Here is a 25,616-nt window from a genome sequence, read left to right as displayed (position 1 = left end):
ATCACCTTTCTAACTTTTTATTCTAAATTTATAACATTCTCCATCTCTTATAATGCTGTCTATATAGTAATATTTTATGTAATTTATTTTTCTTAAATTATCTAAAATATCTAGATTATCACATACTCCTTCCATCTCCATTTTGTTTTTATCTATAGATATTTTAGTAATGTTATCTGTTCCAACTATTTCATATATTTTTTTAATTTCATCAAGCTTTATTCTAGAAAACTTTTCTTTTGTTTTTTCCAGATTTGGTACAGTATATTTAGATTCATTTATGGGTTTATTGTGACTTATATAATTTTCTAATTCATTTATAGATTTCATATACATAAACATTTTTAATGAAACACATATTAAAATTGATATTATCGTTATTTTATAGATTTTATTATATCGCTTAATTTCTTTAAATCCATTTAAAAAATTTATTGTTTTATAAGCTTTCATTTAAATAATCATCCCTATACTGCTTATATAAGTTATACTAGTATCTCTTAAACCCTTATCAAAATTATTTTCCACCCTTACTTTATTTTTTAATCTCAATGGATTTACTTCAGCAATTTTTTCTGTATCTTTAAAATACTCCTCTATAAAACAATTTTCTATACCATAATAATAAACATATTTAAATCTACTTATTAATTTTTTTACTGAGTCATAGGATTTTATTTCTTTTGATAATAGATATGTTTCTTCTATTTTTTTATTTTTTGTTATGTTTATAATAAATTGATTTTTTTTGCATTCTATAAACACTCCATCTTCTATAAAATTATCTATTAAATTTAAACTTATAAGTTTTTGTAGTATATCAAAATTTATGTTTATCGCTTTTGGGTTCATATTTAGACTTTCTGAAATGATTTTAATTACTTTGATAATATTTTTAGGAAAAAGAATTACTTGTATATTTAACTTATCCTTACTAGAGTTTATAATTTTATATTTTATTGAATAGTTATTTATATTTATTGGAATATATTGTGTTATCTCAAATTCTATCATGTTTAATATGTCTCTTTTTTTCTTAGTATTCAATATCTCAATATTTCTAATAACTATGTCTTGAGTTTGAATATTAAAGTACAAATTTTTGTATGATTTTTTTATATTATTTATTTCATCTTTTACTAATTTTACTACATTTTCTACATATCCAGTTTTTTCAATCTCATCAATATCACTTTTAATATTAAAGCTAACTTCTTTTATAATAGATTTATCTATAAATATTTTTTTATAGTTTTTTCTTAAAAGTACAACCCTTATATAATCGTCATTTATTTCTAAAGTTAAAAATTTTTTAATTATAACCATCTCCTCCTTAGGTGATAATAGCTTTTAAATTTTACACAGTATATTTGATTTTTACAAAGCCTATACAGTATTTATATAGCCATATTTTAATTATATAAATACTTAATCTTTTATTTATGCATATATTAACTTTAAATAATCAATACCTATTTAAATCATTTAATTATGTTTTGAATTAAACTTAATATATCTACAATTCATTATAATTTAATACTAAAAATATCTTTATAATTTGACACTAAAAACGTATAAAAACAAATATTATCTCGGATAAAATTGTTTTGAGTTTACATTTACACTTATATCTGTACCATTATCACTTATAACAAGTTCAAACTTACCTGATGTACTTTGAGGAACTGGAACTGTACTTAGATAACCTTTTTCTTTAAGTGATTCTACACTTAGAGATTCAACTATATTTTCATCATCATTAATAGCCATACTCGCTGCGGTTACTATATTAGCTGCGTTTGTATAATCAGCATTTATCTTAGCACTTTCTTGGACCTTACCATATTTAACTAATGCTATACTAGATATAACGCCTAAAATTGTTACTACTACAATCATCTCAACAAGTGTAAATCCTTTTCGTTTTTTATTTATCAATTAAATTTTCGCTCCTTTTTAAAAGTTTTATTTAGTAAAATTTATTTTTATATTAGAAACTAGTAATTGCATCAAACATTGGAATAACCATTGATAAAACAAAAACTCCAACAATCAATCCCATGAATACAATTATTACAGGCTCTACAAATTTCATTATCTGCTCTATTTTATTATTTAATTCATTTTCATAAAATCTGTTTATTACATCTAGACTCTTATCGAGTTTTCCACTTTCTTCACCTGTATTTGCCATTGAAACAAATAACTTAGGAAATATATTTGCTAGATTCAAAGACTTACCTATACTATTTCCTTTTTTTATATAATTATTAGAAATCTTTAGTCTTTCATAAATGAATTCATTATCTATGACACTTGCTGACATCTCTATTGCATCCACTATTTGTATCCCACTACTAAGTAAAATAGATAATGCCCTTGAAAATCTAGTTGTAGCTATTAATTGATTAACTCCTTTTAAAAAAGGTATTTTGAACTTAAATAAATTAATTAATTTCTTTAGTTTATTATTCATTATAAAAAAATAAATAGTTCCTATTGAAATCAATATAAGACTAAATATTAAATAACCTAGATGATTTGTAACTATTATAGAAATTCCTATTAAAACCTTAGTTATGAAAGGTGGTTCAATTCCATTACTGGCAAAAACCACCTGAAAATTTGGTATCACAAATATAAAGATAAATACTATTGATATTACAGATAATATGATAAGTATTATTGGATAGATTAAAATAGTTATTATTTTTGTTTTTAATTTATATTCTTTATCGTAATAATTAGATAAATCGCTCATTATTATATCTAAGTTTCCGCTGGTTTCACCCGCTTTTATCATACTTATAAAAAATTTAGAAAATGTTCCTGTGATTTGAAATGATTCTGCTATGGAGTTCCCATTTTGAATATGATTTGATACTGTATTAAACAAACTTTTTACTTTTTTACTAGATTGTCCTTCAATAACTTGAAATATCTTTGTAATTTCACATCCAGATTCTAGTAAAATACCTATTTCTTTGCAAATTATTCTAAGCTCTTTATCACGAATCTTGTTTAAGAGTAAATGAATCTTGTCTAAATTATAAAATATATTTTTAGATAATTTCATGTATTATAATTCCTTCCAAATTATATTAATTACAATTAAATAATCTCGATATTTTCTAATTTAATATGTTAATTTTATTTTATCTAGATATGATTTACAATCGAGAATTTTTATTAAAATCGATTGTATGAAGTTTGATTACACTGTTTAATTAAATTATTTCGTTTACTACTAAACATTCTTCTAATGTTGTTATTTTTTCATTTATTAGCCTTTGGCAGCTATCTTCAAATGTTATCATTCCATTTTTTTGTGCTACTTCTTTAACAATACTAGAATCCTTCATATCCCTTATACATGTTTTTATATCATCATTGATTTCTAGAATTTCATAAATTGCTGTTCTACCAAAATAACCTTTGTCATTGCATTTTTCACAGCCTACAGCTACTTTAGTATTTACATCTCCACTAAAATCATCTTTTATCATAATCTCATGACTACAATGATTACAAACCTTTCTAACTAGTTTTTGAGATATTACACCTATAAGAGATGCATTTAAAAGATATGGTGGGATTTGCATTTCCAATAGTCTAGCTATAGAAGATACTGCATCATTAGTATGCAAAGTGCTTATAACTAAATGGCCTGTTATAGCGGCTCTTACTGCTATCTTAGCTGTTTCTGCATCTCTGATTTCTCCAACCATTATTATATCTGGGTCTTGTCTTAATATAGCTTTAAGACCTACATCAAAACTCAATCCTACTTTTGAATTTACTTGTATTTGACTTATTCCATCCATCTTGTATTCTACTGGATTTTCTATAGTCATTATATTTTTGTTTATCCCTCTTAAATCATTTAATAAGGAATATACTGTAGTAGTCTTTCCACTCCCTGTAGGCCCTGTTACTAATAATATTCCAGCTCTTTTACTTATTATATGATTTATAGAATTTATCGCTTCTTCTGAAAATCCAAGTTCTGATTTATCTTTTAAAAAAGTATCTCTATTAAGGATTCTCAAAACAATTTTTTCACCATATACAGTTGGGATTGATGAAACTCTAATGTCAATTAAACTATCATCTAGCTTTATGTCTACTCTTCCATCTTGAGGAAGTCTTTTTTCTGTTATGTCCATTGAAGCTTTTAATTTAACAACTGTAGCTAATGCTGGATAAACATCTATTAAAAATTTTGATATTTCTTTTAACTCTCCATCAACTCTCATTCTAACTATCAAATGCTCTTTAAATGGTTCTATATGTATATCACTTGCATTCTCTTTTATAGCTTTCTCTATAAGATTTTCAAATAATTTTTTTGCATAATTTTCATCAAGTTCAAAGCTATTGTAATATTTTTCTATCTTCTCACTTATAAGTTCTCTTCTTTCTTTTTTTAATATAATTTCTTTCCCTGTTGCTAGTCTCAAGTCTTGTAGTGCATATATGTCTTCATCTTCTATTTCTACTACTAGATTGTCATCTTGAAATTCCACTGGAAATACATTATATTTTTTTGCAAGTTTTTCTGGTATTAACATTGGTAAACTGCTTTCCTCTAATATAATCTTACTCACCCTTTATATACTTTAATTTATTAGGTATTTTTAGTTTTTTCATAGAGATATTTTCTTCAGCTTTTATACTAACTTTCATTGGATAAGTACTTTGTATACTATCTAAATATTTACTACCTTTATCTACGTAACTAGATAGTTTATCTTTATCACCAATACATTTTATTTCATAGGGTTGTGCCACTGGAACTCCATTTATATTTATATGGCTACCTGCAAGTACAACTTCTGAGTACTGATTAATTCTTTGACCATTTATTTCTATGTATTTTCCTCCATTTGCTTTTAATTCATTTATGACTTTCACAAGGATTTTATTGTAGTCTATGCTATTGGCAATGTTTCCTGTTTTTTCATCTATGGCATCTATACTTAATACTATTCCGCTACCATTTACATCTGAATATGAAAGACTCTCCCTAAGACTTTCTATTTTAGAGATTTCATCAGAATTCTTTTGATTTTTCTTCATTGAATTAATTTCTTTATCTAATTTATCTTTCTCTTTTGCCAGTTCTTTTATAGATTTTCTTGTTATTCTTATTTCTTTTCTTATTGACTTATCCTTACTTGTATAAACTGTTTCTTCATTGCTATAATCTCTAAATATGGTTCCAACAAGCATACCTAAAATAGTACTTGCTAGTATTATAAACACATATTGTTTTTTCATACTGTATTACTCCTTACAAATTTATTTTTATATGATAATTTTCTTTAATTAAATATTAAACATTTACATATGCTTATTATCTGAACCTCCCATGACTAAAGTCACAGGGTTCCTGCTTCATAGAATTTTGCATACTAACATATGTCTTACCAATTCTCCACAGGCTATCCCCGTAGTTCCTACGGTTCTTACATAAGTTATCTATTTTAAACTGTTATTAGTCTTAATCCTTCTTTTAGTATATTTATACTTGCATTTATATCTCTATCGTGAGTTACATTACAACAAGGACAAATCCATTCTCTTATATTTAAATTCTTTATTGCCTCGTTTTTGTACCCACATTTATTGCATATTTGTGAACTTGCAAAGAACTTACCTACCTTTACAATTTGTCTATCATACCAATTAGCCTTGTATTCTAATTGACGAACAAATTCTGACCATGACACATCAGAAATTAAGCGAGATAGTTTGCGATTTCTAGTCATATTCTTTACCTGTAAATCTTCTATGCAAATAATATCATTCTCTTGTATTAATTTGGTAGATAGTTTTTGTAGAAAATCCTTTCTCTGATTAGCTATATGTTATTGAAGTCTTGCAACTTTTAATCTTGCTTTATTTCTATTTAAACTACCAATTGTTTTTCTCGATAATTCTCTTTGTAATTTAGCAAGTTTATTTAATGACTTTAGAAGATACTTAGGATTTTCTACAAATTGTCCACAACTTGAGATACAAAATTCTTTAATTCCTAAATCTAAACCTACCTGATTATTAGTATTTTCAAATGCTTCAATATCTATATCAGTACAACATAATGATACATAATATTTACCACTTGGCTCTCTAGATACAGTAGCATTAAGTATTCTCCCTTGAGGTACTTGTTTATCCCTTACTTTGACCATGCCAAGTTTAGGTAATTTTATATATTGACTAAAGTACATAATATTTTCATTTGCAAAGTTCGTTCTATATGAAAATCTATTAGTTTTCTTTGATTTAAATTTAGGAAATCCTGTATTTTCTTTAAAGAATTTTTTATATGCGTTTTCTAAATCTTTTAAGGTGTTCTGTAGTGAAAATTTGTCAGGTTCTTTAAGCCAATCTAATTCTTTTTTTAAATTGGTTAAATCAGAACTGCACTGCTTATAAGCAAAAGTTTCTTTATCATTTTCATAAACTTCTATTTTTTTAGAAAGATATTTATTATATACAAATCTACAACATCCAAAAGTTTTGTTAATTAACTCTTGCTGTTTTTTATTTGGATACATTCTAAACTTATAAGATTTTTCCACTACTATCACCTCACTTTACTTGTTTTTTCTGATTATAACTTTAACAAATATAATTATTTAAAACAAGCATTTTGAAGGTTTTTATATTTATTTCTAAATAACATATGTAAGAACTGTAAGTCTTAACTTTTATCATTTTTGAGGTTGTCGTTCACACAAGTTCGCTACTACCTATGCAGTTCTCTTATGAACTTCTTACACTTTCATGCAAGTACAGACTATATCCTATCCTTCGGCATTATCCGTTAATGTCTACCCACCTCCACTACCAATAGCTTGTAGTGTACTTCCCTCAAGAGGAATAGTCGTTGAAGTCTCTCCTATTCGGAGCTTACCTGCTGATTGCCCATTTTAAAGTATTTAGAGTTTAACCTTATACCATCTAACCAATTTTTTCTACTTTCGTAACTTTCACACTTAGTTTTATCCTTATGTTTTAGCTTGGTTAGCTTTAGGGGTTTCCAGCAATTCAATTAGTATTGAATTGGTTCTATCCTATCTCTACATATAAGTTTTCCTATATGCTGACTATTTTAGCTACTAACTCATGACTAAAGTCATGAGTGTGCGTAACTATTTTTTAATCAAAGTTATACGTTAAAATTCATCTTTTAGTATATAATATCATACATTATACTTGTGTCCCCACCCTACTAACATTGAATGTATAGGTATATGAGATTTTGCTATAAGTAGTAAAAGTATCAAATTTAATTATATAACTTATACCTTTAATATATATTAAAGAATAATGCCTAGATAAATAGATATAAACTAATCTTAAAAGTGTATATTGACAATATTTTTGCTTAAACACTATCTTTCTGATTAAATACTTCAATTTAAAAACGTTTCAGAATAAATACATATAGATTATTATTGCAAATGTATATTGTAATTTTTTATATTGACAAAAAACATCCAACTGTTTATACTGTACTTGTATATAACAATACAGTTAAAGAGGTGTTTTTTTGAATATAATTATTTCAAATGGTTCTAGCTTACCTATTTATGAACAAATTAAAGAACAGATTAAAGAACAAATTCTTTCAGGAGAATTAAAAGAAAATGAAATGCTACCTTCACTTAGACAGTTAGCAAGAGATTTAAAGATTAGCGTTTTGACTACTACTAGAGCATATAATGAACTTGAGCAAGAAGGTTTTATTATGAGCCGTCAAGGTAAGGGATTTTTCGTTATGTCAAGTAGCTCTGAACTTATTCGTGAACAGTTAATACGAGAAGTAGAATCAAATCTCAATAATGCAATACAAGCGGCACAAAGAGCGTCTATGACAGATAAAGAAATTATAAGTCTTTTGAGATTATTATTGGAGGTGGAAAAAAGTGAATAATTATTTGGAACTAAAGGATGTTAGTAAAAACTTTAATGATTTTAATCTAAAAAATATAAGTTTTACTTTACCAATGGGATATATAATGGGATTAATCGGCCCAAACGGTGCAGGTAAGACAACAACTATACAATTAATTCTAAATATGTTAGAAAAAGATGAAGGAGAGATTTTAGTTTTTGATATGGACAATGCTAAAAATGAAAATCTTATTAAGCAGAATATTGGTGCTGTATTTGATAATATATTTTATGCAGATAATTGGTCAATAAAAGATACTGAAAAAGCTATATCTATTTTTTATAAGGATTGGAATCACGATATTTTTAAAAGTATGATAACCAGATTTAATCTACCTCTAAATAAAAAAATAAGTGAATTGTCTAGAGGTATGCAAATGAAACTTATGTTATCATGTGCATTTTCTCATAATGCTAAGTTGCTTATACTTGATGAACCCACAAGTGGGCTTGATGTAGTAACTCGTGATGAACTTTTGGAAATTCTACAAGACTACATAAAAGATGGAGATAGAAGTGTATTATTCTCTACTCATATTACTACTGATTTAGAAAAAATTGCTGATTATATCACTTTTATAAATAATGGAGAATTATTTTATACTGGAAGTTTGCAAGATTTATTAGAAAAGTTTAGATTAATTAAAGGAATACCAAGAGATTTAACAGATACACTTAAAAAAGATATTATTGGTCTGCGTGAAACAGATATTGGATTTGATGGATTAATTCATACAAATGATACTGTTAAATACAATAGCTGTATCATAGATACTGCTACTATTGATGATATAGTTATAAAAGTTAGCAAGAGAGGTGTAATAAGATGACCGATTCAATTAAATTTACTAAACTAGATATTTTTACAATGAAATCCTATTTTAATATGAATTTAGTTTTGTTAGCTGTTATAATGCTTTTTTCATATATGGGCTCATCAACATTAACACTTTATATTACTTGTTCTTGGTTTGTTGCCCTTATGATTTCTAACATTTTTGCTATAGAAGAAAAAAATAACTTAAGTCGCTTATATGCTACTCTTTCGATTAAATTAAAAGATATAGTTTTTGGTCGCTATATTTTCATTTTACTTAACTTTGTATTTACAGTATTTCTAATTACTGTACTTTCAATAATAGTATTATTTTTAAAAAGTGAACCTATTGATATTCAAGAAATTATACTAGGAATAAGTACTTCTTTTTTAATTTTTTCTGCTATAGTGGGAGTTCAAATACCTATCTTTTTTAAGATGGGATATCTAAAAGCAAGATTTTGGTCATTAATTCCATATATCATTGTATTAACATTAGTCTTAATGACTTCATTGATTGATAAAATATCATTCGTAATAGATTTTATAATAGGCAACCAAGGCATATTTTCTATTTTGGAGCTTATTTCTAGTTTTATTATTTTAGTAGTATCTTATAAAATATCTTTCTTATTATATAAAAGTAGACGATAATGTAATGATTAAACTTCAAAAATACATATTTTATACTTTGTTTATTTTTTATAAGATATATTAAATATTTATCCAATATAATTATATAAAAAACCAAAGATTTATATACATATATGTAAAAGTAAATCTTCTGTACATTGTAAGAATTCAATCATAATAAAATTTCTAATTGGATTCTTACAATGTACAGAAGATTACATATTTTATGTAAACATAGTATTTCTATTAGTTATTTATATATTCTTTTTTATATGCTCAAGATTCACTTTGAAAGTTTTTTCATCTTTTTGAACTTTAAAATTATCATTATCATTAGGTAAAACCGTTATAATACTATCTTTATATTCAGACTTATCAATCTTTAAACTTAATCCTGTCTTATTAGAATCACCATATATATAACAAATAGGTTTTTTATTACTCATAAATACCATTTGCACCATATCCTCACTATCTGTTGGTATGATATTTCTCCATTTATATCCTACAGTTTTATATATTGTTTCAACAGGTGTATATGGTTTAAATACATATAGTTTATCCCATTTAAAAGGAAGCACTTTTCCTAAGCTAATTTCTTTAGTTTTGCCATCTAGACTAAAAATACTTCCAAAAAATTCACCAACTCTATCCATTTCTTGATTTTTTTCAAACGTGGATAACTCACTAGATTTATCAACAACATTCCATTTATCATTATTTTTTTCTAGTTTAAAGTTAATTTTAGAAACACATTCTCCATGTTTTCCTGGTTGCGTAACTATAACTTTTTCTCCTAAATTATTTTTATAGTCATGTTGTTTAATTTGAACATGTGTATGTCCAGCTACTATTGCATCAATACCATCAACGTTTTGAGCCAAATCTTGTATTCTATTTCCTGGATTTTTAGGTTTTTTAGGTTTCTCACCTGAATGTACTACAGAAACTATAATATCTACTTTATCTTTTTTCATTACATCAACCCATTTTTTTGCACCATCTACTAAGTCATTCATATATAGTTCACCATTATAACCTCCTTGGTCTTTTAACTCTAAAGAATTAGAATCCACATTTTCTCCAACTTCTTTTATTGTAAGACCTAGAATACCTAATTTAACATTACCTTTAGGAGTATTAATATTTTTTATTATATATGGCTTTGTGTAACTACTCCCATCTTTCTTATACGTATTGGCTGATAATACATTAATATCCTGTTTATTAAAATCAGATATCATATTATCTAAATAAAATTTAGAGTTAGATACAAATTCATGATTTCCAAGAACTACAGAATCATAACCTATTTCTTTCATTTCTTTTGCAATAGGAGCTTCTACATACTTTTCTGTTTTATTATCAATGTCAGTTCGTCTATCATCAAAATATTTTTCCATAGTTGAACCAATTGGTCCACTATCAAAGAAATCTCCTGCATCTACTAGAGTTATATTTTTATCTTTTTCTCGTTCTTCTTTTATATAAGAAGTTAACTCATAAGGTAGGTTTCCATGTAAATCGGTAGTTGCTAATACATTTATTTCTGTTGTTTGTTTTGAAGTGCATCCATACATTAGTAGTATAGATAAAAAAGTAATACCTATAATTATTTTATTCTTCATAAATCCTCCAATTTTATTTTTTTAAGTATAAATCTTAATTTAATCCTCTATTATATTTAATTTATAATAAAAATCTAGTATCAATAATACTACACTAATATATAAAAGTCATCTATATATTACATAAAAGCTTACTTATATACCAGAATATGCTCTTGTTTACATAAAAAAAAGTCACTCATAATAGTAACTTTTTTAATACACCTTTAGACATTATCATCAAAGTCAATTATATAATTCCCTCAATTTTCACAATAAAATAACTCTATAAGATTATAATAAATCTATCTATAGATAAGATATTAATCTTTTACATCTCATTTAATTTTCTTTTTAAGTCTTCAACATATTGTATTTGTATTTTTTTTAAATTCATAAAGAGATAAGATAAAACTTTTATAATAGGATTTTTAACATATATATTTTCTATAAACACTATTTTAGTTTTTTCATTCTCTTCAGAAAATTCACCTTGCCAATTACCATAGAAAAATTTATTTTCCATGTTAAATTTATAAAGCTTATTTTTAGTTTTTTCTGTAACAGTAAATTTTGTACTGTTTCCATCCTTATTGTACTCAATAAAAGTACTTCCATCATCAAATACTTCAATTTTACTTATATCACTTCTCCATTTATAATCACGATTGTCTGTAACTATATTCCAAACTGTTTCCACATCTGCATTAAAATAAGCTGTTATCTCAGATACTCTACATTTTTTCATAAACTCCTCCTATTTTTTATTGGAACCCAAATTTCACTAACATAATTATCTTTATTACTATCTCCTTCAAGGTAAAGTTCAAAATTGAAATCAGCAACTGGTTCATAGCTAGAGCATTGGAAAAACTCACTATATATTTTTACCCATAAGTTTTGAATAGAATTTGGCATGGCACCTGTACACTTAAAAATAGCCCACTTATGAGAAGGTATTTTAAATAAGGTAAATTTATCATTTTTAGGTTTTTCATCTGTCTCAACAGCTGCATAATAATTAAATAATTGTTTGTTTTGTGAAACTGCCATTTCATCTATTCCTAAAATCCCACCTTTTGTAATAGTGTTTTCTTTTACATAAGAAATTAGTTCTCTATACAAACTACTCTTAAACAAGTCTTGCCAAAACCTTGGTATTTGTTTTCTAAATACATCTTCATCTTTCGAAAATTGTTTTTTTAAAGCAATTACTGAAAATTCTCCCTCATCGACAATTTTGTAATCTAAAGTATTTCCTCCATCTAAAGATATTTTTAATGTTATCTTGCTAAATGATTTTAGGCTTGAATTTCCTTTTCTAGCAATAGATGGCGTTATTCCATGAAATCTAACAAAGGCTTTAGTAAAGCTTTCTGCTGTTTCGTAACCATATTTAAAAGCTATGTCTATAATTTTACTATTTGAAGTAGTTAATTCAAGCCCAGCTAGTGTTAATCTTCTATTCCTAATATATTCACCAACAGATATACCTACTAATACACTAAACATTCGTTGATAATAAAACACTGACATATTTGTATACCTTGCTAAATATTCATAATCTAACTTTTCTAAAATATTTTCTTCAATATAATCAATAGATTGTTGTAATCCATCTAGCCATTTCATTTCATATGTACCCCCATATTTTATAATAAATTCTCTAAATTTTCTTGTCTTTTTGTGCAAAGATTTATCTGTTTAAATTATAGCAAAAAACAGCAGACTGCCATAGCTTTAAAGCCATAGCAGTCTGCTGTTGATTATATATACTAGTTAATATTAATTTTAAACAGACATACTTTATATATTTTCCTCATATTTTGAGATTCTCTTAACTAATTCATCTCTCAATTTTCCTACTTCATCAAATCTCATATTCGGACTATAGTAACTTTCTATAATATCATGTTTTGATTTAGCTCTCTTAAGATTTAAAATTGACCAACAAATTAAGTCATCTAAAACTTTCTCATCAAATTTAATATCTTCTTCGTATTTAAGTAATTTTTCTCTATTTAAAAATTGATTCAAATCAATTGTATCTTCATCTTTAAAAATACTGCTTATAGTTATTCCTATATCTAAATCAGTTAATAATATAGTTTCAATTTTTTCAGGAATAAGCGGATAGTGATAAACTTCTACATTCAAACCTTTCTCAATTGCTTTTTTGTACACTTTACTCAAAAGTGTAGTTTTCCCAGAGCCTATTTCCCCTGATAAATAATAAACCTTCTCTACATCCTTTAAAATATGTTCTGTATAATCTAAGCATCCTACAGGAGTTATCCCTGAGCCAAATAAATGCTTTTCTTTCTTTAACTTTCCTGTACTATCTACTCCATCAAATAATCTTTTTATGAATTCTTCTGTAACTAAATTTACTTTTCCATAGTCCATACAGTCAGAATATTTTTCCTCGATATCTCTAAAAATTGGCTCTGCTGATTTTAAAAATTTAAATGCTCTTTTAAAAGCATTACTAATATCTTTATCATAGTTTGAAATTTCTTGTCTATTTTTTTCTAACTCCTCTGTATTCCAGTAATCTCCTAAATTAATTATTTCGTCCAAAGCACCTGGGAGTTTAGGGTCTACAGTATGTGGAGCAGTTGCATCCATAAGTACCACGCCTAGTTTCTTTATAACTACACCATCCAACGAACTTGGGTCAGAAGGGCAATGATATAATTCAATATCATATCCTCTATGCAAAAACTCTTTATAAATTTTTTTCATTAGTGAGGATTTTCCTACTCCAGGTCCACCCTTTAAACAAAAAACTCTTTTTACATTTTCCGGAATTATATAGTCAAAAAAAGAATATGAGCCTTGTGATGTGTTTCCACCTGGAAATGCCTTTTTTATCTTTCCTTCCATATTAGCGCCTCCTCATAATTTACCATACCTCTTAATTAAGATATTAATATTATACGAGTTTTGTTACAGCTTTATGCTTTTACTAAATATAAAACTTATCATTCAGCAATGACAATAACTTATTTTACTTAATTTCAATCTATTATTTTACTCTAATTTAGATTTTGTCCAAAAGTATAATAAAACCTTCTATATTGTGGTGTAACTGTCTGTGTTGCTTAAATCTAATTGTCTCGATTGTTATTTTATGTTAAAATAAAATTAAAAAATACATCTGTTTTTCTTCAGAAATGGGTGAAATTCCCTATCGGCGGTAAAAGCCCGCGAGCCTTATGGCAGAATTTGGTCAAATTCCAAAGCCGACAGTAAAATCTGGATGGTAGAAGAAAATAGTATACGAGTACCTTTATGTAATTTTACATGAGTAATCTATACAAATCCTTCAACTACCGCATTTATTCATGAAAATAAACATATTCTAAGGTACCTAAGACATAGGTGCTTTTTTGTTGTTTATTTTGTAACTATACTGTACTTATAAAACAAAATCTACTATGTAAAAGATTGGGGTGTTATCAGTGAAACAAAAATGGATAGTATTAATTATCATCTGTATTGGTGTATTTATGTCTACTCTTGATGGAAGTATACTAAATATCGCAAATCCTACAATTGCTGCCGACTTTAAAATTAATATGTCGCAAATCCAATGGGTAGTTACAGCTTATATGTTGGTTGTAACAGCTACTATGTTGTTTTTTGGGAAACTTGGCGATAAGGTGGGTTCAAATTATCTATATACGTTAGGATTTTTTGTATTTACAATAGGTTCCTTTCTATGTAGTATATCTAATAACCTAACAACATTGATTTTATCAAGAATATTTCAAGCAATTGGAGCAAGTATTTTAATGGCAACTGGACTTGGTATAGTTTCTAATGCATTTCCAGCAAATGAGAAGGGAAAGGCTATAGGAATTACTGGAGCAGTAGTTGGGATAGGGAATATGAGTGGTCCTGTAATTGGTGGAATACTTTTAGAGCACTTTGGATGGCCTTCTATCTTCATAATCAATATACCTATTGGTATTATAGCAGTCTTTCTTGGAATAAAATTTCTACCAAAACCTATTTTAGATGAACAAAACAAAAGTTTCGATATTCCAGGACTTCTATTATTTGCATCTTGTACCACACTTATCTTACTTGCAATGAATGGAGAAGGAAATACAAAATGGTATCTAGGAATAATAGCAATTATAGCATTTTTAATGTTGGTATTAAGAGAAGTAAAATTTGAACAAAGTTTTATTGATTTACCTTTGTTTAAAAATAGAAATTTCACTATAGGCAATATTATTGGAATAGCTTGTTATTTTCCTCAAATGGCAGTATCTTTTCTACTTCCTTTTTATCTAGAGCAACTAAAAAATTTATCTCCTATGATGGCTGGTTCTGTCATGACTGTTCATCCACTTATTATGGTACTTATAGCACCTATTTCCGGTTCTCTTTCTGACAAACATGGTGCAAAAAATATTCTGACTGTATCTTTTTCATTTATGACTATTGCTCTGGTTGGAATGGCACTTTTAAAAGCTGATTCTCCATTATATCTTTTGATTCTATGCTTAATTATTTTTGGCTTTGGATTAGGTTCTTTTAGTTCACCAAACAATAGTAGTATCTTGGCAGACGTTCCTCCTCAAAAACAAGGATATGGGGGAAGTTTTCTTGCAACTGTTCGTAATTTGTCATTTGCTCTTGGAACAGCCTTTTTCAGTAGTTTCTTTGCACAAAGACTTACATATCATCAAAAGTCTACAAGTCATACACTAGCTTATGTTGCGGCTAGTAATCAATCTTACTGGATTGCAGCATCAGTATGCTTTATAGGACTCATACTTACCGTTTGCTTTATGAGAAAGACAGAAAAATCTACTTCTTAGTCAAAATTCATTACTAATTATATAAGTCAGTAAATCTTTAAACAAACTAATTTTATTAATTTTATTAATTTCTAACAATAATTACCGATATTTATTGCTTATAAACAACAAGGATGCCACAAAATTTCCCTTAAAAACATTTTGAGGCATCCTTTATTTCATTTTAATATATATAAACACTTAAAATTAATCTACTGTTATTTCATATCCATGTTGATTGTATTGACTTACAATTTCTTCCCAAAGTTCTTCAACACCAGTCTTTTTTAGCGAAGAAACAGGAATTACTTTTTCACTACTCTCCATTTGCAATTTCTTTCTTATAATACTTATATGCTTTTGATATTGTCCTCTAGATATTTTGTCTGCCTTAGTTGCAATAACTACACAGTTATATCCAAAATGTTTTATCCATTCGTACATAAGTTTATCGTCTGCTGTAGGTTCATGTCTAATATCTACAAGTAGGAATATAGAACATAATTCTTGTCTACTTTCTAGATATCGTTCCATTATACCTCCCCATTTTTCTTTTTCAGATTTGGCTATTTTAGCATACCCATATCCTGGAAGGTCTACAAAATAAAATTCGTTATTTATAAGATAAAAATTTATAGTTCTAGTTTTTCCTGGTGTTTGACTAGTTCTAGCAAAGTTTCTTCTATTAAGTAATGTATTTATTATTGATGATTTTCCAACATTTGACCTACCAGCCAGAGCTATCTCTGGGATACCTTCTGCTGGATACTGTGATTTATTCACAGCACTCATAGTTATCTCTGAACTTCTAATTTTCATTTTTTTCACCACTCTTTAATAAAGCTTGTTCTAATACTTCATCCATATGCTCTACAAGCACAAACTCCATCTTTTCTTTTACATTTTCTGGTATCTCATCTAAATCAGCTTCACACTCTTTAGGAATTAGAACTTTTGTTATGCCAGCTCTATGAGCTGCTAATAGTTTTTCCTTAACTCCTCCTACAGCTAACACTCTACCTCTTAAAGTTATTTCTCCTGTCATAGCTATATTACCTGGTACAGGTCTCTTAGTAAGTGCTGAAATCACTGCAAGTGCCATAGTTATACCAGCTGATGGTCCATCTTTTGGAACAGCACCTTCTGGAATGTGTATATGAATATCATTAGTTTTATAAAAATCAGGGTCTATATCAAACTTGTCCACTATTGATCTTATATAAGAAATACCTGTCTTAGCAGATTCTTTCATAACATCTCCTAGTTTTCCAGTTAATACAATTTCACCCTTTCCTTTAAGCACATTTACCTCTACTTCAAGGGTAACTCCACCAACTGCTGTCCATGCAAGTCCATTTACAAGCCCTATTTGAGGATTAAGCTCTGCAAGTTGGTATTTAAACATATCTTTTCCAAGATATTTTTCTAAGTCAGACTTATTTACAACAACTTCTTCAAGTGTTGGGTCCTCAACATATTTTTTGGCAATTTTTCTACAAACTTTACCAATAGTTCTTTCTAATGTTCTTACTCCAGCTTCTCTTGTATAATGATTTATTATGCTTCTTAAAGTTTCATCATCCATTTTTACAAAATTCTCTTTTAAAGCATGCTCTTTAATTTGTTTTGGAAGTAAGTATTGTTTTGCTATATTTAACTTTTCTTCTTCTATATATCCAGATACTTCTATTACTTCCATTCTATCCAATAATGGTCTTGGAATATTGCTTAAACTGTTTGCTGTTGTAACAAATAGTATCTTTGATAAATCAAAAGGTATTTCTAAATAGTGGTCCACAAAATCCTTATTTTGCTCTGGGTCCAATACTTCCAGCATAGCTGAAGCTGGGTCACCTTTATAATCTGCTGCCATTTTATCTATCTCATCAAATAAAAACACAGGATTTTTAGTCTGAGCTTCTTTGACTCCATTAATTATTCTTCCTGGAATAGAACCTACATAAGTCCTTCTGTGTCCTCTTATTTCGGCTTCATCTCTAACGCCACCTAAAGATATTCTTACAAATTTTCTATTTAATGCTCTTGCTATTGATTTGACTATAGATGTTTTCCCTGTCCCTGGAGGTCCAACTAGACATATTATAGGACCTTTAAGTGATTTAGCAAGAGTTCTTATGGCTAAATACTCTAATATTCTTTCTTTAACCTTCTCCAGCCCGTAATGGTCCTCATCTAGTATAGCTTGTGCTTTAACTATATCTAGTTTATCCTTTGTTTCTTTATTCCATGGTAATGAAAATATAGTATCCAAATAATTTCTACTTACAGATACATCTGGAGACATTGAAGATATCTTTGAAAATTTATCAATTTCTTTTTCTATTTTCTCTTTAGTAGTTTTAGGTGCTTTTATTTTTTTAAGCTTTTCTCTATACTCATCTGCTTCAGAATTTATATCTTCTTCCTCACCTAATTCCTTTTGTATAGCTTTTAATTGCTCTCTAAGATAGTATTCTTTTTGAACTTTATTCATTTGTTTTTTAACTCTTAAAGTTATCTTTTTTTCTATTTTTAATATATCTATCTCTTCTAGTAATATAGAATATATAAGTTCAAGTCTTTTCTTAATATCAAATTCTTCTAATATTTCTTGTTTCTGACTTGATTTTAGATAAATATTTGCAGCTATTGTATCTATAAATCTATCTACATCTTCTATATCAGCTAAAGATATCAATATTTCTGGTGATACTCTATTTCCAATATTTATATACTCTTCAAAAGCATCAAATACATTTCTTACAAATGCTTCAATTTCAACTTCTGTTTCACTATCTAAATTATCACTATCAAAAACAATTTCTTCTATTACTGCTCTAAAGTATCCTTCTTCTTGCTCTATTTTTTTAACTCTACCTCTTGATACACCCTCAACCAAAACACGAACTGTATCTCCTGGTAATTTTATCATTTGTTTAACTTTACAAATTGTTCCTACATGATAAAAATCCTCTTCACCTGGTTCATCAACATCTGCTTCTTTTTGAGATGTTAAAAATATAAGTTCTTCATCCATCATAGCTTGGTCTAAAGCTTTAAGAGATATTTCTCTTCCTATATCAAAATTTAATATCATATATGGAAATATTGCTAATCCCCTCAAAGGGATTAATGGTAATTCATGATCTATTTTAGTATAATTTTGTTCCATCAACATTACTCCTTTTCTAGTTTAATTATTTTGCATTTTATATTATATATTTGCACATGTTAATTTTCAACATTAACAATAACTTCTTGGCATATTATATTATTATTTTATTATGATATAATATTAATGTTAGTATACTTAGATGTTATTTATCATTTGGAGGTTTCTATTATGTTGAAATTGTTTTTAACCTTTTTAAAAATTGGTGCGTTTACATTTGGTGGTGGATACGCTATGGTTCCTCTTATACAAGATGAACTTGTAAACAAACAAAAACTTTTAGAGCAGGAAGAATTTATCGATTATCTATCCATAGCTCAAAGTTATCCTGGAGTACTAGCAATTAATATATCTGTATTATTAGGATATAAGCTTTATGGTATACCAGGAGTTCTTATATGTACCCTAGGCTCTGCTCTACCGTCATTTTGTATAGTCTTAGTATTGTCATATTTATACTTTAAAAATTCCTCATCTAAAATTCTAGATGGATTTTTTAAAGGAGTTGCGCCTGTAGTAATAGCTCTTATATTGTATTCTTTTACAAGCATGTTTAAGAAACTGCCAAAGTCTAAAACTAACATACTACTATTAATTATAGCAGTTTTATCTGTTGGTGTATTCAATATAAGTCCTATTTATTTAATAATTGGAGGAGGTGTATATAGTCTATGTCAGAAATAACACTACTCTTCTTAATATTCCTTAAAATAGGAGCCTTTAGTTTTGGTGGTGGTTATGCTATGCTACCATTTATTCAACAAGAATTTATATCTAAATACCACCTTATAACTAATCAAGAGTTCTTAGATTTACTTGCTATATCACAATCTACGCCAGGTCCTGTAGCAATAAATAGTGCTACATTTGTTGGATTTAAGACTGCTGGTTTTTTTGGTTCTTTATCTGCAACTATCGGTGTTACAGTATTTGCATTAGTAGGTTTAACCATTATATCAAAGTTATTTGCTAAGTTCAAAAATAATAAAAAGGTAGAGAATTTATTAATGGTACTTAGACCAATTACTCTAGGTTTTATACTGTCAGCCGCTTTTTCATCTGCAAAAGAAGTTAATTGGGACTTATATGGAATAATCGCATTTGCAGCATCATTCTATCTTCTATATAAGGGAAAAATTGGCTCTATTGCAATTGTATTCGTCTTTGGTATTATAGGTATTCTACTCACATTTTTATCATAATAATACCTAATTTCATATTAGCATAAAAAAAGGAGCCTTTTAAAGCTCCTTTTCATCATCTTATGCACTTTCCTCTTGATCCTTAAGTACTATGATAGGATTTACTGAGTCTTCGTTCACAGATTTCTCTGTTACTATAACCTTCTTTATATTATCTCTAGATGGTACTTCAAACATAGTTTCCATCATTACACTTTCAACTATACTTCTAAGTCCTCTAGCTCCTGTATTTCTTTCTATAGCCTTTTTAGCTATTGCACGAAGAGCATCATCTTCAAATTCTAGTTCAACATCATCTAACTCTAATAATTTCTTATATTGTTTTACTAGAGCATTTTTAGGTTGTTGTAGTATTTGCATTAGTGCATCTTCATCCAGCAATTCTAAAGTAGCTAAAACTGGTATTCTTCCTATAAATTCAGGTATTATACCATACTTTAATAAATCCTCTGGAAGTACTTTTTCATATAACTTCCCTAAATCTAATTCTTTTTTACTTTCTATCTTAGCTCCAAATCCTAGTGTCTTATCTCCACCACGTTTTTGGATTATCTTTTCTAGCCCATCAAAAGCTCCACCTAATATAAATAATACATTTGTAGTATCTATCTTTAAAAATTCTTGATGAGGATGTTTTCTTCCTCCTTGTGGTGGGACATTTGCAACAGTACCTTCTAATATTTTTAAAAGAGCTTGTTGAACACCCTCTCCACTAACATCTCTAGTTATAGATGGATTTTCAGATTTTCTTGCAATCTTATCTATCTCATCTATATATATTATACCTCTTTCAGCTTTTTCTATATCAAAATCAGCAGCTTGAATAAGTTTTAAAAGTATATTTTCAACATCTTCTCCAACATATCCAGCCTCAGTTAGTGATGTAGCATCTGCCATTGCAAAAGGTACATTTAAAGTTCTAGCTAAAGTCTGTGCTAATAATGTCTTACCAGAACCTGTAGGCCCTAATAAAAGTATATTACTCTTTTGGATTTCTATATCCTTGCTACTAGACTTTTTACTATATATTCTCTTGTAATGATTGTAAACTGCAACTGATAAAGCTTTTTTAGCTTTTTCTTGACCTATTACATAATCATTTAAGATATTCATCATTTCTTTTGGTTTTGGTAAAGATGTAGTATCTTCATCTATAGTATCTTCTATTTCTTCTTGAATAATTTCGTCACAAAGTTCAACACACTCATCACAAATGTATACATTTGGACCTGCAATTAATCTTCTTACTTGATCTTGATTTTTACCGCAGAATGAACACTTTAATTGTCGTTTCTCTTCGTATTTAGACATATTAACACCTCTCTCTATCTACGGTCTCTTTGTAAATACTTCATCTATTAAGCCATATTCCTTAGCTTCTGATGCACTCATGAAGTTATCACGTTCAGTATCCATTTTGATTTTCTCTAATGGCTGACCAGTTCTTTCAGATAATATTTCATTTAAAGTTTCTTTTATTTTTAAAATTCTCTTTGCGTGAATTTCTATATCTGTTGCTTGACCTTGAGCTCCACCTAGTGGTTGATGTATCATTATCTCACTATTTGGTAGTGCTAGTCTTTTTCCTTTTGCTCCTGCTGCCAACAAGAATGCTCCCATAGAAGCAGCCATACCTATACATATAGTACTTACATCTGGTTTGATGTATTGCATAGTATCATATATAGCCATTCCAGAAGTTATACTTCCTCCTGGAGAATTTATATATAAATGTATATCTTTGTCTGGGTCTTCAGCTTCTAAGAATAATAGCTGTGCTACTATAAGCCCTGCTGTGGCATCATTAACTTGATCTCCTAAGAAGATTATTCTGTCCTTTAATAGTCTAGAGAAGATGTCATAAGATCTTTCTCCTCTTCCTGTTTGTTCAACAACTACAGGTACTAATGCCATGGTTTCATACCCCCTTTATTCTATATAATTTACAGTAGCTTTTTTAAGCTACTGTAAATTATTTTACGCATTTAACTAAATTATATTTGCACAACATTATATACTAAACATTCTATAACGTCAACTATATTAGTTATAGCGGTTATTTTATTAAGCTATTGTCGCACTTTCAACTAATAAGTCTATTGTCTTTCTTATTTTTATTTGTCCTTTTATATCTTCCTTATCAGCATCTCTTAAAGTAGTTTCTATTTTTTCTACTTCCATATTGTAAGCAGAAGCCATTTTTTCTAATTCAGCTTTAAATTCTTCTTCTGTTGCTTCAATTCCTTCAGCTTTAGTTATTGCTTCCAATACTAGAGAAGATTTAACTAATTTTTTAGCATCTTCTTTTCTTTCTTCTCTTAATTCTTCCATAGTTCTACCAGTCATCTCTAGTAATTGTTGTAATCCAAATCCTTGATATTGTAATTGGTAGTTAAGTTCGTTTAACATATTATCTATTTGATGTTCTACCATAACTTCTGGTATTTCTATTTCTGTATTTTCAGCAACTTTTTCTACTACTGAATTTCTAATTTCTGCATCTGCTTTATTTTTAGCTTCTTCTTCTAATTTAGCTCTTACATCTGCTTTTAATTCATCTAAAGTATCAAATTCACTAGTATCTTTAGCAAATTCATCATCTAATACAGATAATTCTTTTACTTTTACATCATTTACTTTTACATTAAATACAACTGGCTTTCCAGCTAAATCTTCTGAGTGGTATTCTTCTGGGAAAGTAACATTAACTTCAACTTCTTCACCAGCTTTTTTACCTACTAATTGCTCTTCAAATCCTGGTATAAATGTGTTTGAACCTATAACTAAGTTATAATTTTCACCTTTACCACCATCAAAAGCTACACCATTGTCAAAACCTTCAAAGTCTATTATAGCTGTATCTCCATCTTCTAAAGCTTTGTCTTCAACACTTACTAATCTAGCATTTTTTTCAACCATTTCTTGTAATTTAGCTTCAACATTTTCATCACTTACAGTATTCTCAACCTTAGCTACTTCTATACCCTTATAGTTTCCTAATTCAAACTCTGGTTTAACTTCAACATTAAGAACCATAACTAATCCATTGTCTTTGCTTATTTCTTCTATATCTAAATCTGGATTGTCTATTGGATCTATATCTAATTCCTTGATAGCTTCTGGATAAACTTCTGGGAATAACACTTCTATAGCATCATTATAGAAGATACCTTTTCCATATTGAGTTTCTATAACAATTCTTGGAGCTTTACCTTTTCTGAATCCAGGTATATTATATTTGCTTTTGCTTTTATTATAAGCCTTATTTACTGCTGCTTCAAATTTATTGTTATCTACTGTTATTTTTAAAGTAACTTTATTACCCTCTTTTTTAATTAGTTCTGCTTTCATCCTTCTAATCCTCCTAGTGATATTTATGTAATACCCGATAATGGTATCATAATTCATTCTATTTATAATTCAACCACTTAATTATATCACATAAGTTTTTTTATTTACAAGTGTTCCATTAATATCGTTGTACTTATTTGATAAAATTTAATTTTTTGAGTGTTTTTTGCTATTTTTTTAGATAAATACACCTTTATATGCGTATTTCCTCTATATTTATATCATCTTCTTCTATCTCCATAATTACAAAACTCTTATACGATACTCCTCTTGGAAGTGAAGTACTTCCAGGATTTATGTAAAGCACACCATTTTTAATTTCTCTAAATGGAGTATGAGTATGACCGAATATAACTATGTCAGCATTAACTTCAGTAGCTTTATTTTCTAACATTTGTGTTCCATATTTTACACCATACTTATCACCATGGCATAAAAATATAGTCTTATTTGCTACTTCAAAGACAAGTTCTTCTTCTATAGCATCAAAATCACAATTTCCTTTAACTGCAATAATTCCCACTTTAGTCATATTATGAAGATATCTTGAGTCTGTAAAGTTGTCTCCTGCATGAATTATTAAGTCACATTCTTCTAAATATGGTATTGTCTTTTCCATATTTTTAATCATCATATGTGTATCACTTATTATGCCTATTCTCATTACTTCACTACCCTTTTCATAAACTCTTGTTTCATAATCTTTAGTCCATTTGCTCTGTGGCTGATTGAATTTTTTATAACACTAGGTATTTCACCAAAAGTTTTATTATATCCCTTTACTATAAACAAGCTATCATATCCAAAACCATTTTTGCCCTTTTCTTCAAAGCCTATCATTCCTTCACAAATTCCTCTTACTACAAATTCTTTTCCATCTGGAAAAACTACTGCTATTGCAGAGACAAATCTTGCATTTCTTTTACTCATTGGCACATTTTGCATGGCTTTTAATAGCTTTTCTCTATTTTCTTCATCTGTAGCATGCTCTCCTGCATATCTAGCTGAATAAACACCTGGTTTTTTGCCTAATGCATCTACCTCTAAACCAGAATCATCTGCTATAGCTATAAGTTTAGTTTTTCTAGCTATTGTTCTAGCTTTTATCAATGCATTATGCTCAAATGTTTTTCCATCCTCTATTATTTCTATACCTGCTAAATCAACATCTTTTAGAGAATATACAGTATATTCAAAGTCCTTTAAGATTGCACCTATTTCTTCTAACTTATGAGCATTATTAGTAGCAATAACAACTTCATTGCCATAATCCATACCTAATATCTCATCTGCTATTTCACCTAAAACATCCCTTTGATGCCTTATTAGTTCTTTATTCCCTTTTTCTCCTAACTCTAACAATAAATTTAAATCTTTTCTTGAAAAAGGTTTCTCTTCACCAGTCCCCTGTACTTCTACAAACTCACACTTATCAGTCATTATTATATTCATATCTACCTGTGCTTTAGAATCTTCTTCGTAACATAAATCTAGCATATGAGTTTCATTTACTATTCCGACACTAATTGCAGATACAAAATTTGTTATTGGCATTTCTTTTAATGTTTTTGCTTTATATAATTTATAGATTGCTTCTGCAACTGCTACAAACGCCCCAGTTATAGATGCAGTTCTAGTTCCACCATCAGCTTGAATCACATCACAATCTACCCAAATAGTTCTTTCTCCTAATTTATTTAAGTCTATAACAGACCTTATCGCTCTTCCTATTAACCTTTGTATCTCTTGAGTTCTTCCGTCGATTTTTCCTCTAGATGCGTCCCTTATTTTTCTCTGTTGAGTTGCCCTTGGTAACATTGAATATTCAGCATTTATCCACCCAGTACCACTATTTCTCAAAAAAGGAGGTACTTTTTCTTCCACTGATGCAGTACATATAACCTTTGTCTCTCCCATTTCTATAAGAACAGAACCTTCTGCGTACTTTGTATAATTTCTAGTAATCTTTACAGGTCTTATCTGTTCATTAGTTCTATCATAACTTCTGGTCATTTTTTATATCCTTTCCTAATCCTTAATATATTTTATAAATTT

The 25,616-nt window shown here is 28.1% G+C and carries 23 protein-coding genes, 1 pseudogene and 1 riboswitch; of the genes and pseudogenes, 6 read left to right on the top strand and 18 right to left on the bottom strand.

Annotation, left to right across the window (positions count from 1 at the left end; genetic code table 11):
* Positions 1-9: 9 nt before the first annotated feature.
* From IR151_RS14790 to tnpB, 7 genes and pseudogenes are all read right to left on the bottom strand, one after another.
* Positions 10-453 carry a hypothetical protein gene (locus IR151_RS14790; protein WP_227435809.1) on the bottom strand — a complete coding sequence of 148 codons (444 nt, stop codon included), beginning with the start codon at positions 451-453 and terminating at the stop codon, positions 10-12.
* The gene (locus tag IR151_RS14785; RefSeq protein WP_227435807.1) at positions 454-1,326 is read right to left on the bottom strand and encodes a pilus assembly protein PilM; all 873 of its coding nucleotides are present in this window, start codon (positions 1,324-1,326) and stop codon (positions 454-456) included. It lies immediately after the preceding gene.
* A 261-nt stretch (positions 1,327-1,587) separates the two neighbouring features.
* On the bottom strand, positions 1,588-1,938 hold the full coding sequence (locus IR151_RS14780) for a type II secretion system protein (RefSeq protein ID WP_227435800.1): 351 nt from the start codon (positions 1,936-1,938) through the stop codon (positions 1,588-1,590).
* Positions 1,939-1,990: 52 nt separating this feature from the next.
* Positions 1,991-3,076, bottom strand: a complete 1,086-nt coding sequence (locus tag IR151_RS14775; protein ID WP_227435798.1) for a type II secretion system F family protein — start codon at positions 3,074-3,076, stop codon at positions 1,991-1,993.
* Positions 3,077-3,227: 151 nt separating this feature from the next.
* Complete coding sequence (locus IR151_RS14770) at positions 3,228-4,607, bottom strand: GspE/PulE family protein (RefSeq protein WP_227435796.1); 1,380 nt, start codon at positions 4,605-4,607, stop codon at positions 3,228-3,230.
* Positions 4,600-5,280: a DUF881 domain-containing protein gene (locus IR151_RS14765; RefSeq protein WP_227435794.1), complete on the bottom strand. Its 681-nt coding sequence runs from the start codon at positions 5,278-5,280 to the stop codon at positions 4,600-4,602. Before IR151_RS14765 ends, IR151_RS14770 begins: the two co-directional genes overlap by 8 nt.
* 206 nt (positions 5,281-5,486) lie before the next feature.
* A pseudogene (gene tnpB / locus IR151_RS14760) lies at positions 5,487-6,596 on the bottom strand (IS200/IS605 family element RNA-guided endonuclease TnpB).
* Between the two features lie 965 nt (positions 6,597-7,561).
* On the opposite strand from tnpB, the gene IR151_RS14755 reads away from it, so the two are divergent.
* From IR151_RS14755 to IR151_RS14745, 3 genes are read left to right on the top strand one after another with little or no spacing between them, the layout of a single operon-like run.
* Positions 7,562-7,945: a GntR family transcriptional regulator gene (locus tag IR151_RS14755; RefSeq protein ID WP_227435791.1), complete on the top strand. Its 384-nt coding sequence runs from the start codon at positions 7,562-7,564 to the stop codon at positions 7,943-7,945.
* The gene (locus IR151_RS14750) at positions 7,938-8,795 is read left to right on the top strand and encodes an ABC transporter ATP-binding protein (RefSeq protein WP_227435782.1); all 858 of its coding nucleotides are present in this window, start codon (positions 7,938-7,940) and stop codon (positions 8,793-8,795) included. The genes IR151_RS14755 and IR151_RS14750 overlap by 8 nt, the downstream gene beginning before the upstream one ends.
* Positions 8,792-9,436, top strand: coding sequence for an ABC-2 transporter permease (locus IR151_RS14745; RefSeq protein ID WP_227435780.1), 645 nt, complete (start codon positions 8,792-8,794; stop codon positions 9,434-9,436). The genes IR151_RS14750 and IR151_RS14745 overlap by 4 nt, the downstream gene beginning before the upstream one ends.
* A gap of 233 nt (positions 9,437-9,669) precedes the next feature.
* Here IR151_RS14745 and IR151_RS14740 read toward each other — a convergent pair whose 3' ends face one another.
* The 4 genes from IR151_RS14740 to IR151_RS14725 all read right to left on the bottom strand — a co-directional run bounded on the left by IR151_RS14740 (position 9,670) and on the right by IR151_RS14725 (position 13,908).
* Complete coding sequence (locus IR151_RS14740) at positions 9,670-11,043, bottom strand: metallophosphoesterase (RefSeq protein WP_227435779.1); 1,374 nt, start codon at positions 11,041-11,043, stop codon at positions 9,670-9,672.
* 310 nt (positions 11,044-11,353) lie between these two features.
* On the bottom strand, positions 11,354-11,770 hold the full coding sequence (locus IR151_RS14735; RefSeq protein ID WP_227435777.1) for an SRPBCC family protein: 417 nt from the start codon (positions 11,768-11,770) through the stop codon (positions 11,354-11,356).
* Positions 11,767-12,654 (bottom strand): AraC family transcriptional regulator, encoded by an 888-nt coding sequence (locus tag IR151_RS14730; protein WP_227435774.1) that lies wholly within the window; start codon positions 12,652-12,654, stop codon positions 11,767-11,769. Before IR151_RS14730 ends, IR151_RS14735 begins: the two co-directional genes overlap by 4 nt.
* A gap of 174 nt (positions 12,655-12,828) precedes the next feature.
* Positions 12,829-13,908, bottom strand: a complete 1,080-nt coding sequence (locus IR151_RS14725) for an ATP-binding protein (RefSeq protein ID WP_227435772.1) — start codon at positions 13,906-13,908, stop codon at positions 12,829-12,831.
* A gap of 276 nt (positions 13,909-14,184) precedes the next feature.
* A riboswitch (FMN riboswitch) is annotated at positions 14,185-14,300 on the top strand.
* Between the two features lie 186 nt (positions 14,301-14,486).
* Between IR151_RS14725 and IR151_RS14720 the strand changes: the two genes are divergently transcribed.
* Positions 14,487-15,857 carry an MFS transporter gene (locus IR151_RS14720; RefSeq protein WP_227435769.1) on the top strand — a complete coding sequence of 457 codons (1,371 nt, stop codon included), beginning with the start codon at positions 14,487-14,489 and terminating at the stop codon, positions 15,855-15,857.
* A gap of 186 nt (positions 15,858-16,043) precedes the next feature.
* Here IR151_RS14720 and yihA read toward each other — a convergent pair whose 3' ends face one another.
* Together yihA and lon are read right to left on the bottom strand one after the other, a co-directional pair.
* The gene (gene yihA / locus IR151_RS14715; protein ID WP_227435760.1) at positions 16,044-16,655 is read right to left on the bottom strand and encodes a ribosome biogenesis GTP-binding protein YihA/YsxC; all 612 of its coding nucleotides are present in this window, start codon (positions 16,653-16,655) and stop codon (positions 16,044-16,046) included.
* Complete coding sequence (gene lon, locus IR151_RS14710; RefSeq protein WP_227435758.1) at positions 16,645-19,008, bottom strand: endopeptidase La; 2,364 nt, start codon at positions 19,006-19,008, stop codon at positions 16,645-16,647. The genes yihA and lon overlap by 11 nt, the downstream gene beginning before the upstream one ends.
* A gap of 171 nt (positions 19,009-19,179) precedes the next feature.
* Between lon and IR151_RS14705 the strand changes: the two genes are divergently transcribed.
* On the top strand, positions 19,180-19,692 hold the full coding sequence (locus IR151_RS14705) for a chromate transporter (RefSeq protein ID WP_227435756.1): 513 nt from the start codon (positions 19,180-19,182) through the stop codon (positions 19,690-19,692).
* Positions 19,680-20,210, top strand: a complete 531-nt coding sequence (locus IR151_RS14700) for a chromate transporter (RefSeq protein ID WP_227435754.1) — start codon at positions 19,680-19,682, stop codon at positions 20,208-20,210. The genes IR151_RS14705 and IR151_RS14700 overlap by 13 nt, the downstream gene beginning before the upstream one ends.
* A 60-nt stretch (positions 20,211-20,270) precedes the next feature.
* Here IR151_RS14700 and clpX read toward each other — a convergent pair whose 3' ends face one another.
* The 5 genes from clpX to rph form a co-directional block, all read right to left on the bottom strand.
* On the bottom strand, positions 20,271-21,521 hold the full coding sequence (gene clpX, locus IR151_RS14695; protein WP_227435752.1) for an ATP-dependent Clp protease ATP-binding subunit ClpX: 1,251 nt from the start codon (positions 21,519-21,521) through the stop codon (positions 20,271-20,273).
* Between the two features lie 18 nt (positions 21,522-21,539).
* The gene (gene clpP, locus IR151_RS14690; RefSeq protein ID WP_227435751.1) at positions 21,540-22,124 is read right to left on the bottom strand and encodes an ATP-dependent Clp endopeptidase proteolytic subunit ClpP; all 585 of its coding nucleotides are present in this window, start codon (positions 22,122-22,124) and stop codon (positions 21,540-21,542) included.
* A 150-nt stretch (positions 22,125-22,274) separates the two neighbouring features.
* Positions 22,275-23,561, bottom strand: coding sequence for a trigger factor (tig, locus tag IR151_RS14685; RefSeq protein ID WP_227435749.1), 1,287 nt, complete (start codon positions 23,559-23,561; stop codon positions 22,275-22,277).
* A 193-nt stretch (positions 23,562-23,754) separates the two neighbouring features.
* Positions 23,755-24,225, bottom strand: a complete 471-nt coding sequence (locus IR151_RS14680) for a metallophosphoesterase family protein (protein ID WP_227435747.1) — start codon at positions 24,223-24,225, stop codon at positions 23,755-23,757.
* Positions 24,225-25,574, bottom strand: a complete 1,350-nt coding sequence (rph, locus tag IR151_RS14675; RefSeq protein ID WP_227435745.1) for a ribonuclease PH — start codon at positions 25,572-25,574, stop codon at positions 24,225-24,227. The genes IR151_RS14680 and rph overlap by 1 nt, the downstream gene beginning before the upstream one ends.
* Positions 25,575-25,616 lie beyond the last annotated feature (42 nt).

It is taken from the genome of Clostridioides sp. ES-S-0006-03 (assembly GCF_020662275.1).
GTDB lineage: Bacteria > Bacillota > Clostridia > Peptostreptococcales > Peptostreptococcaceae > Clostridioides.
Note: the sequence above shows the minus strand (reverse complement) of the source record. Positions and strands in the feature narration are given on the sequence as shown.

What these genes read in the sequence shown, in the direction of transcription:
- IR151_RS14790 (WP_227435809.1), bottom strand. Translation starts at nt 453, where the DNA reads ATGAAAGCTTATAAAACAATAAATTTTTTAAATGGATTTAAAGAAATT.
- IR151_RS14785 (WP_227435807.1), bottom strand. Translation starts at nt 1,326, where the DNA reads ATGGTTATAATTAAAAAATTTTTAACTTTAGAAATAAATGACGATTAT.
- IR151_RS14775 (WP_227435798.1), bottom strand. Translation starts at nt 3,076, where the DNA reads ATGAAATTATCTAAAAATATATTTTATAATTTAGACAAGATTCATTTA.
- IR151_RS14765 (WP_227435794.1), bottom strand. Translation starts at nt 5,280, where the DNA reads ATGAAAAAACAATATGTGTTTATAATACTAGCAAGTACTATTTTAGGT.
- IR151_RS14745 (WP_227435780.1), top strand. Translation starts at nt 8,792, where the DNA reads ATGACCGATTCAATTAAATTTACTAAACTAGATATTTTTACAATGAAA.
- IR151_RS14740 (WP_227435779.1), bottom strand. Translation starts at nt 11,043, where the DNA reads ATGAAGAATAAAATAATTATAGGTATTACTTTTTTATCTATACTACTA.
- IR151_RS14735 (WP_227435777.1), bottom strand. Translation starts at nt 11,770, where the DNA reads ATGAAAAAATGTAGAGTATCTGAGATAACAGCTTATTTTAATGCAGAT.
- IR151_RS14730 (WP_227435774.1), bottom strand. Translation starts at nt 12,654, where the DNA reads ATGAAATGGCTAGATGGATTACAACAATCTATTGATTATATTGAAGAA.
- IR151_RS14725 (WP_227435772.1), bottom strand. Translation starts at nt 13,908, where the DNA reads ATGGAAGGAAAGATAAAAAAGGCATTTCCAGGTGGAAACACATCACAA.
- yihA (WP_227435760.1), bottom strand. Translation starts at nt 16,655, where the DNA reads ATGAAAATTAGAAGTTCAGAGATAACTATGAGTGCTGTGAATAAATCA.
- lon (WP_227435758.1), bottom strand. Translation starts at nt 19,008, where the DNA reads ATGGAACAAAATTATACTAAAATAGATCATGAATTACCATTAATCCCT.
- IR151_RS14705 (WP_227435756.1), top strand. Translation starts at nt 19,180, where the DNA reads ATGTTGAAATTGTTTTTAACCTTTTTAAAAATTGGTGCGTTTACATTT.
- IR151_RS14700 (WP_227435754.1), top strand. Translation starts at nt 19,680, where the DNA reads ATGTCAGAAATAACACTACTCTTCTTAATATTCCTTAAAATAGGAGCC.
- clpX (WP_227435752.1), bottom strand. Translation starts at nt 21,521, where the DNA reads ATGTCTAAATACGAAGAGAAACGACAATTAAAGTGTTCATTCTGCGGT.
- clpP (WP_227435751.1), bottom strand. Translation starts at nt 22,124, where the DNA reads ATGGCATTAGTACCTGTAGTTGTTGAACAAACAGGAAGAGGAGAAAGA.
- tig (WP_227435749.1), bottom strand. Translation starts at nt 23,561, where the DNA reads ATGAAAGCAGAACTAATTAAAAAAGAGGGTAATAAAGTTACTTTAAAA.
- IR151_RS14680 (WP_227435747.1), bottom strand. Translation starts at nt 24,225, where the DNA reads ATGAGAATAGGCATAATAAGTGATACACATATGATGATTAAAAATATG.
- rph (WP_227435745.1), bottom strand. Translation starts at nt 25,574, where the DNA reads ATGACCAGAAGTTATGATAGAACTAATGAACAGATAAGACCTGTAAAG.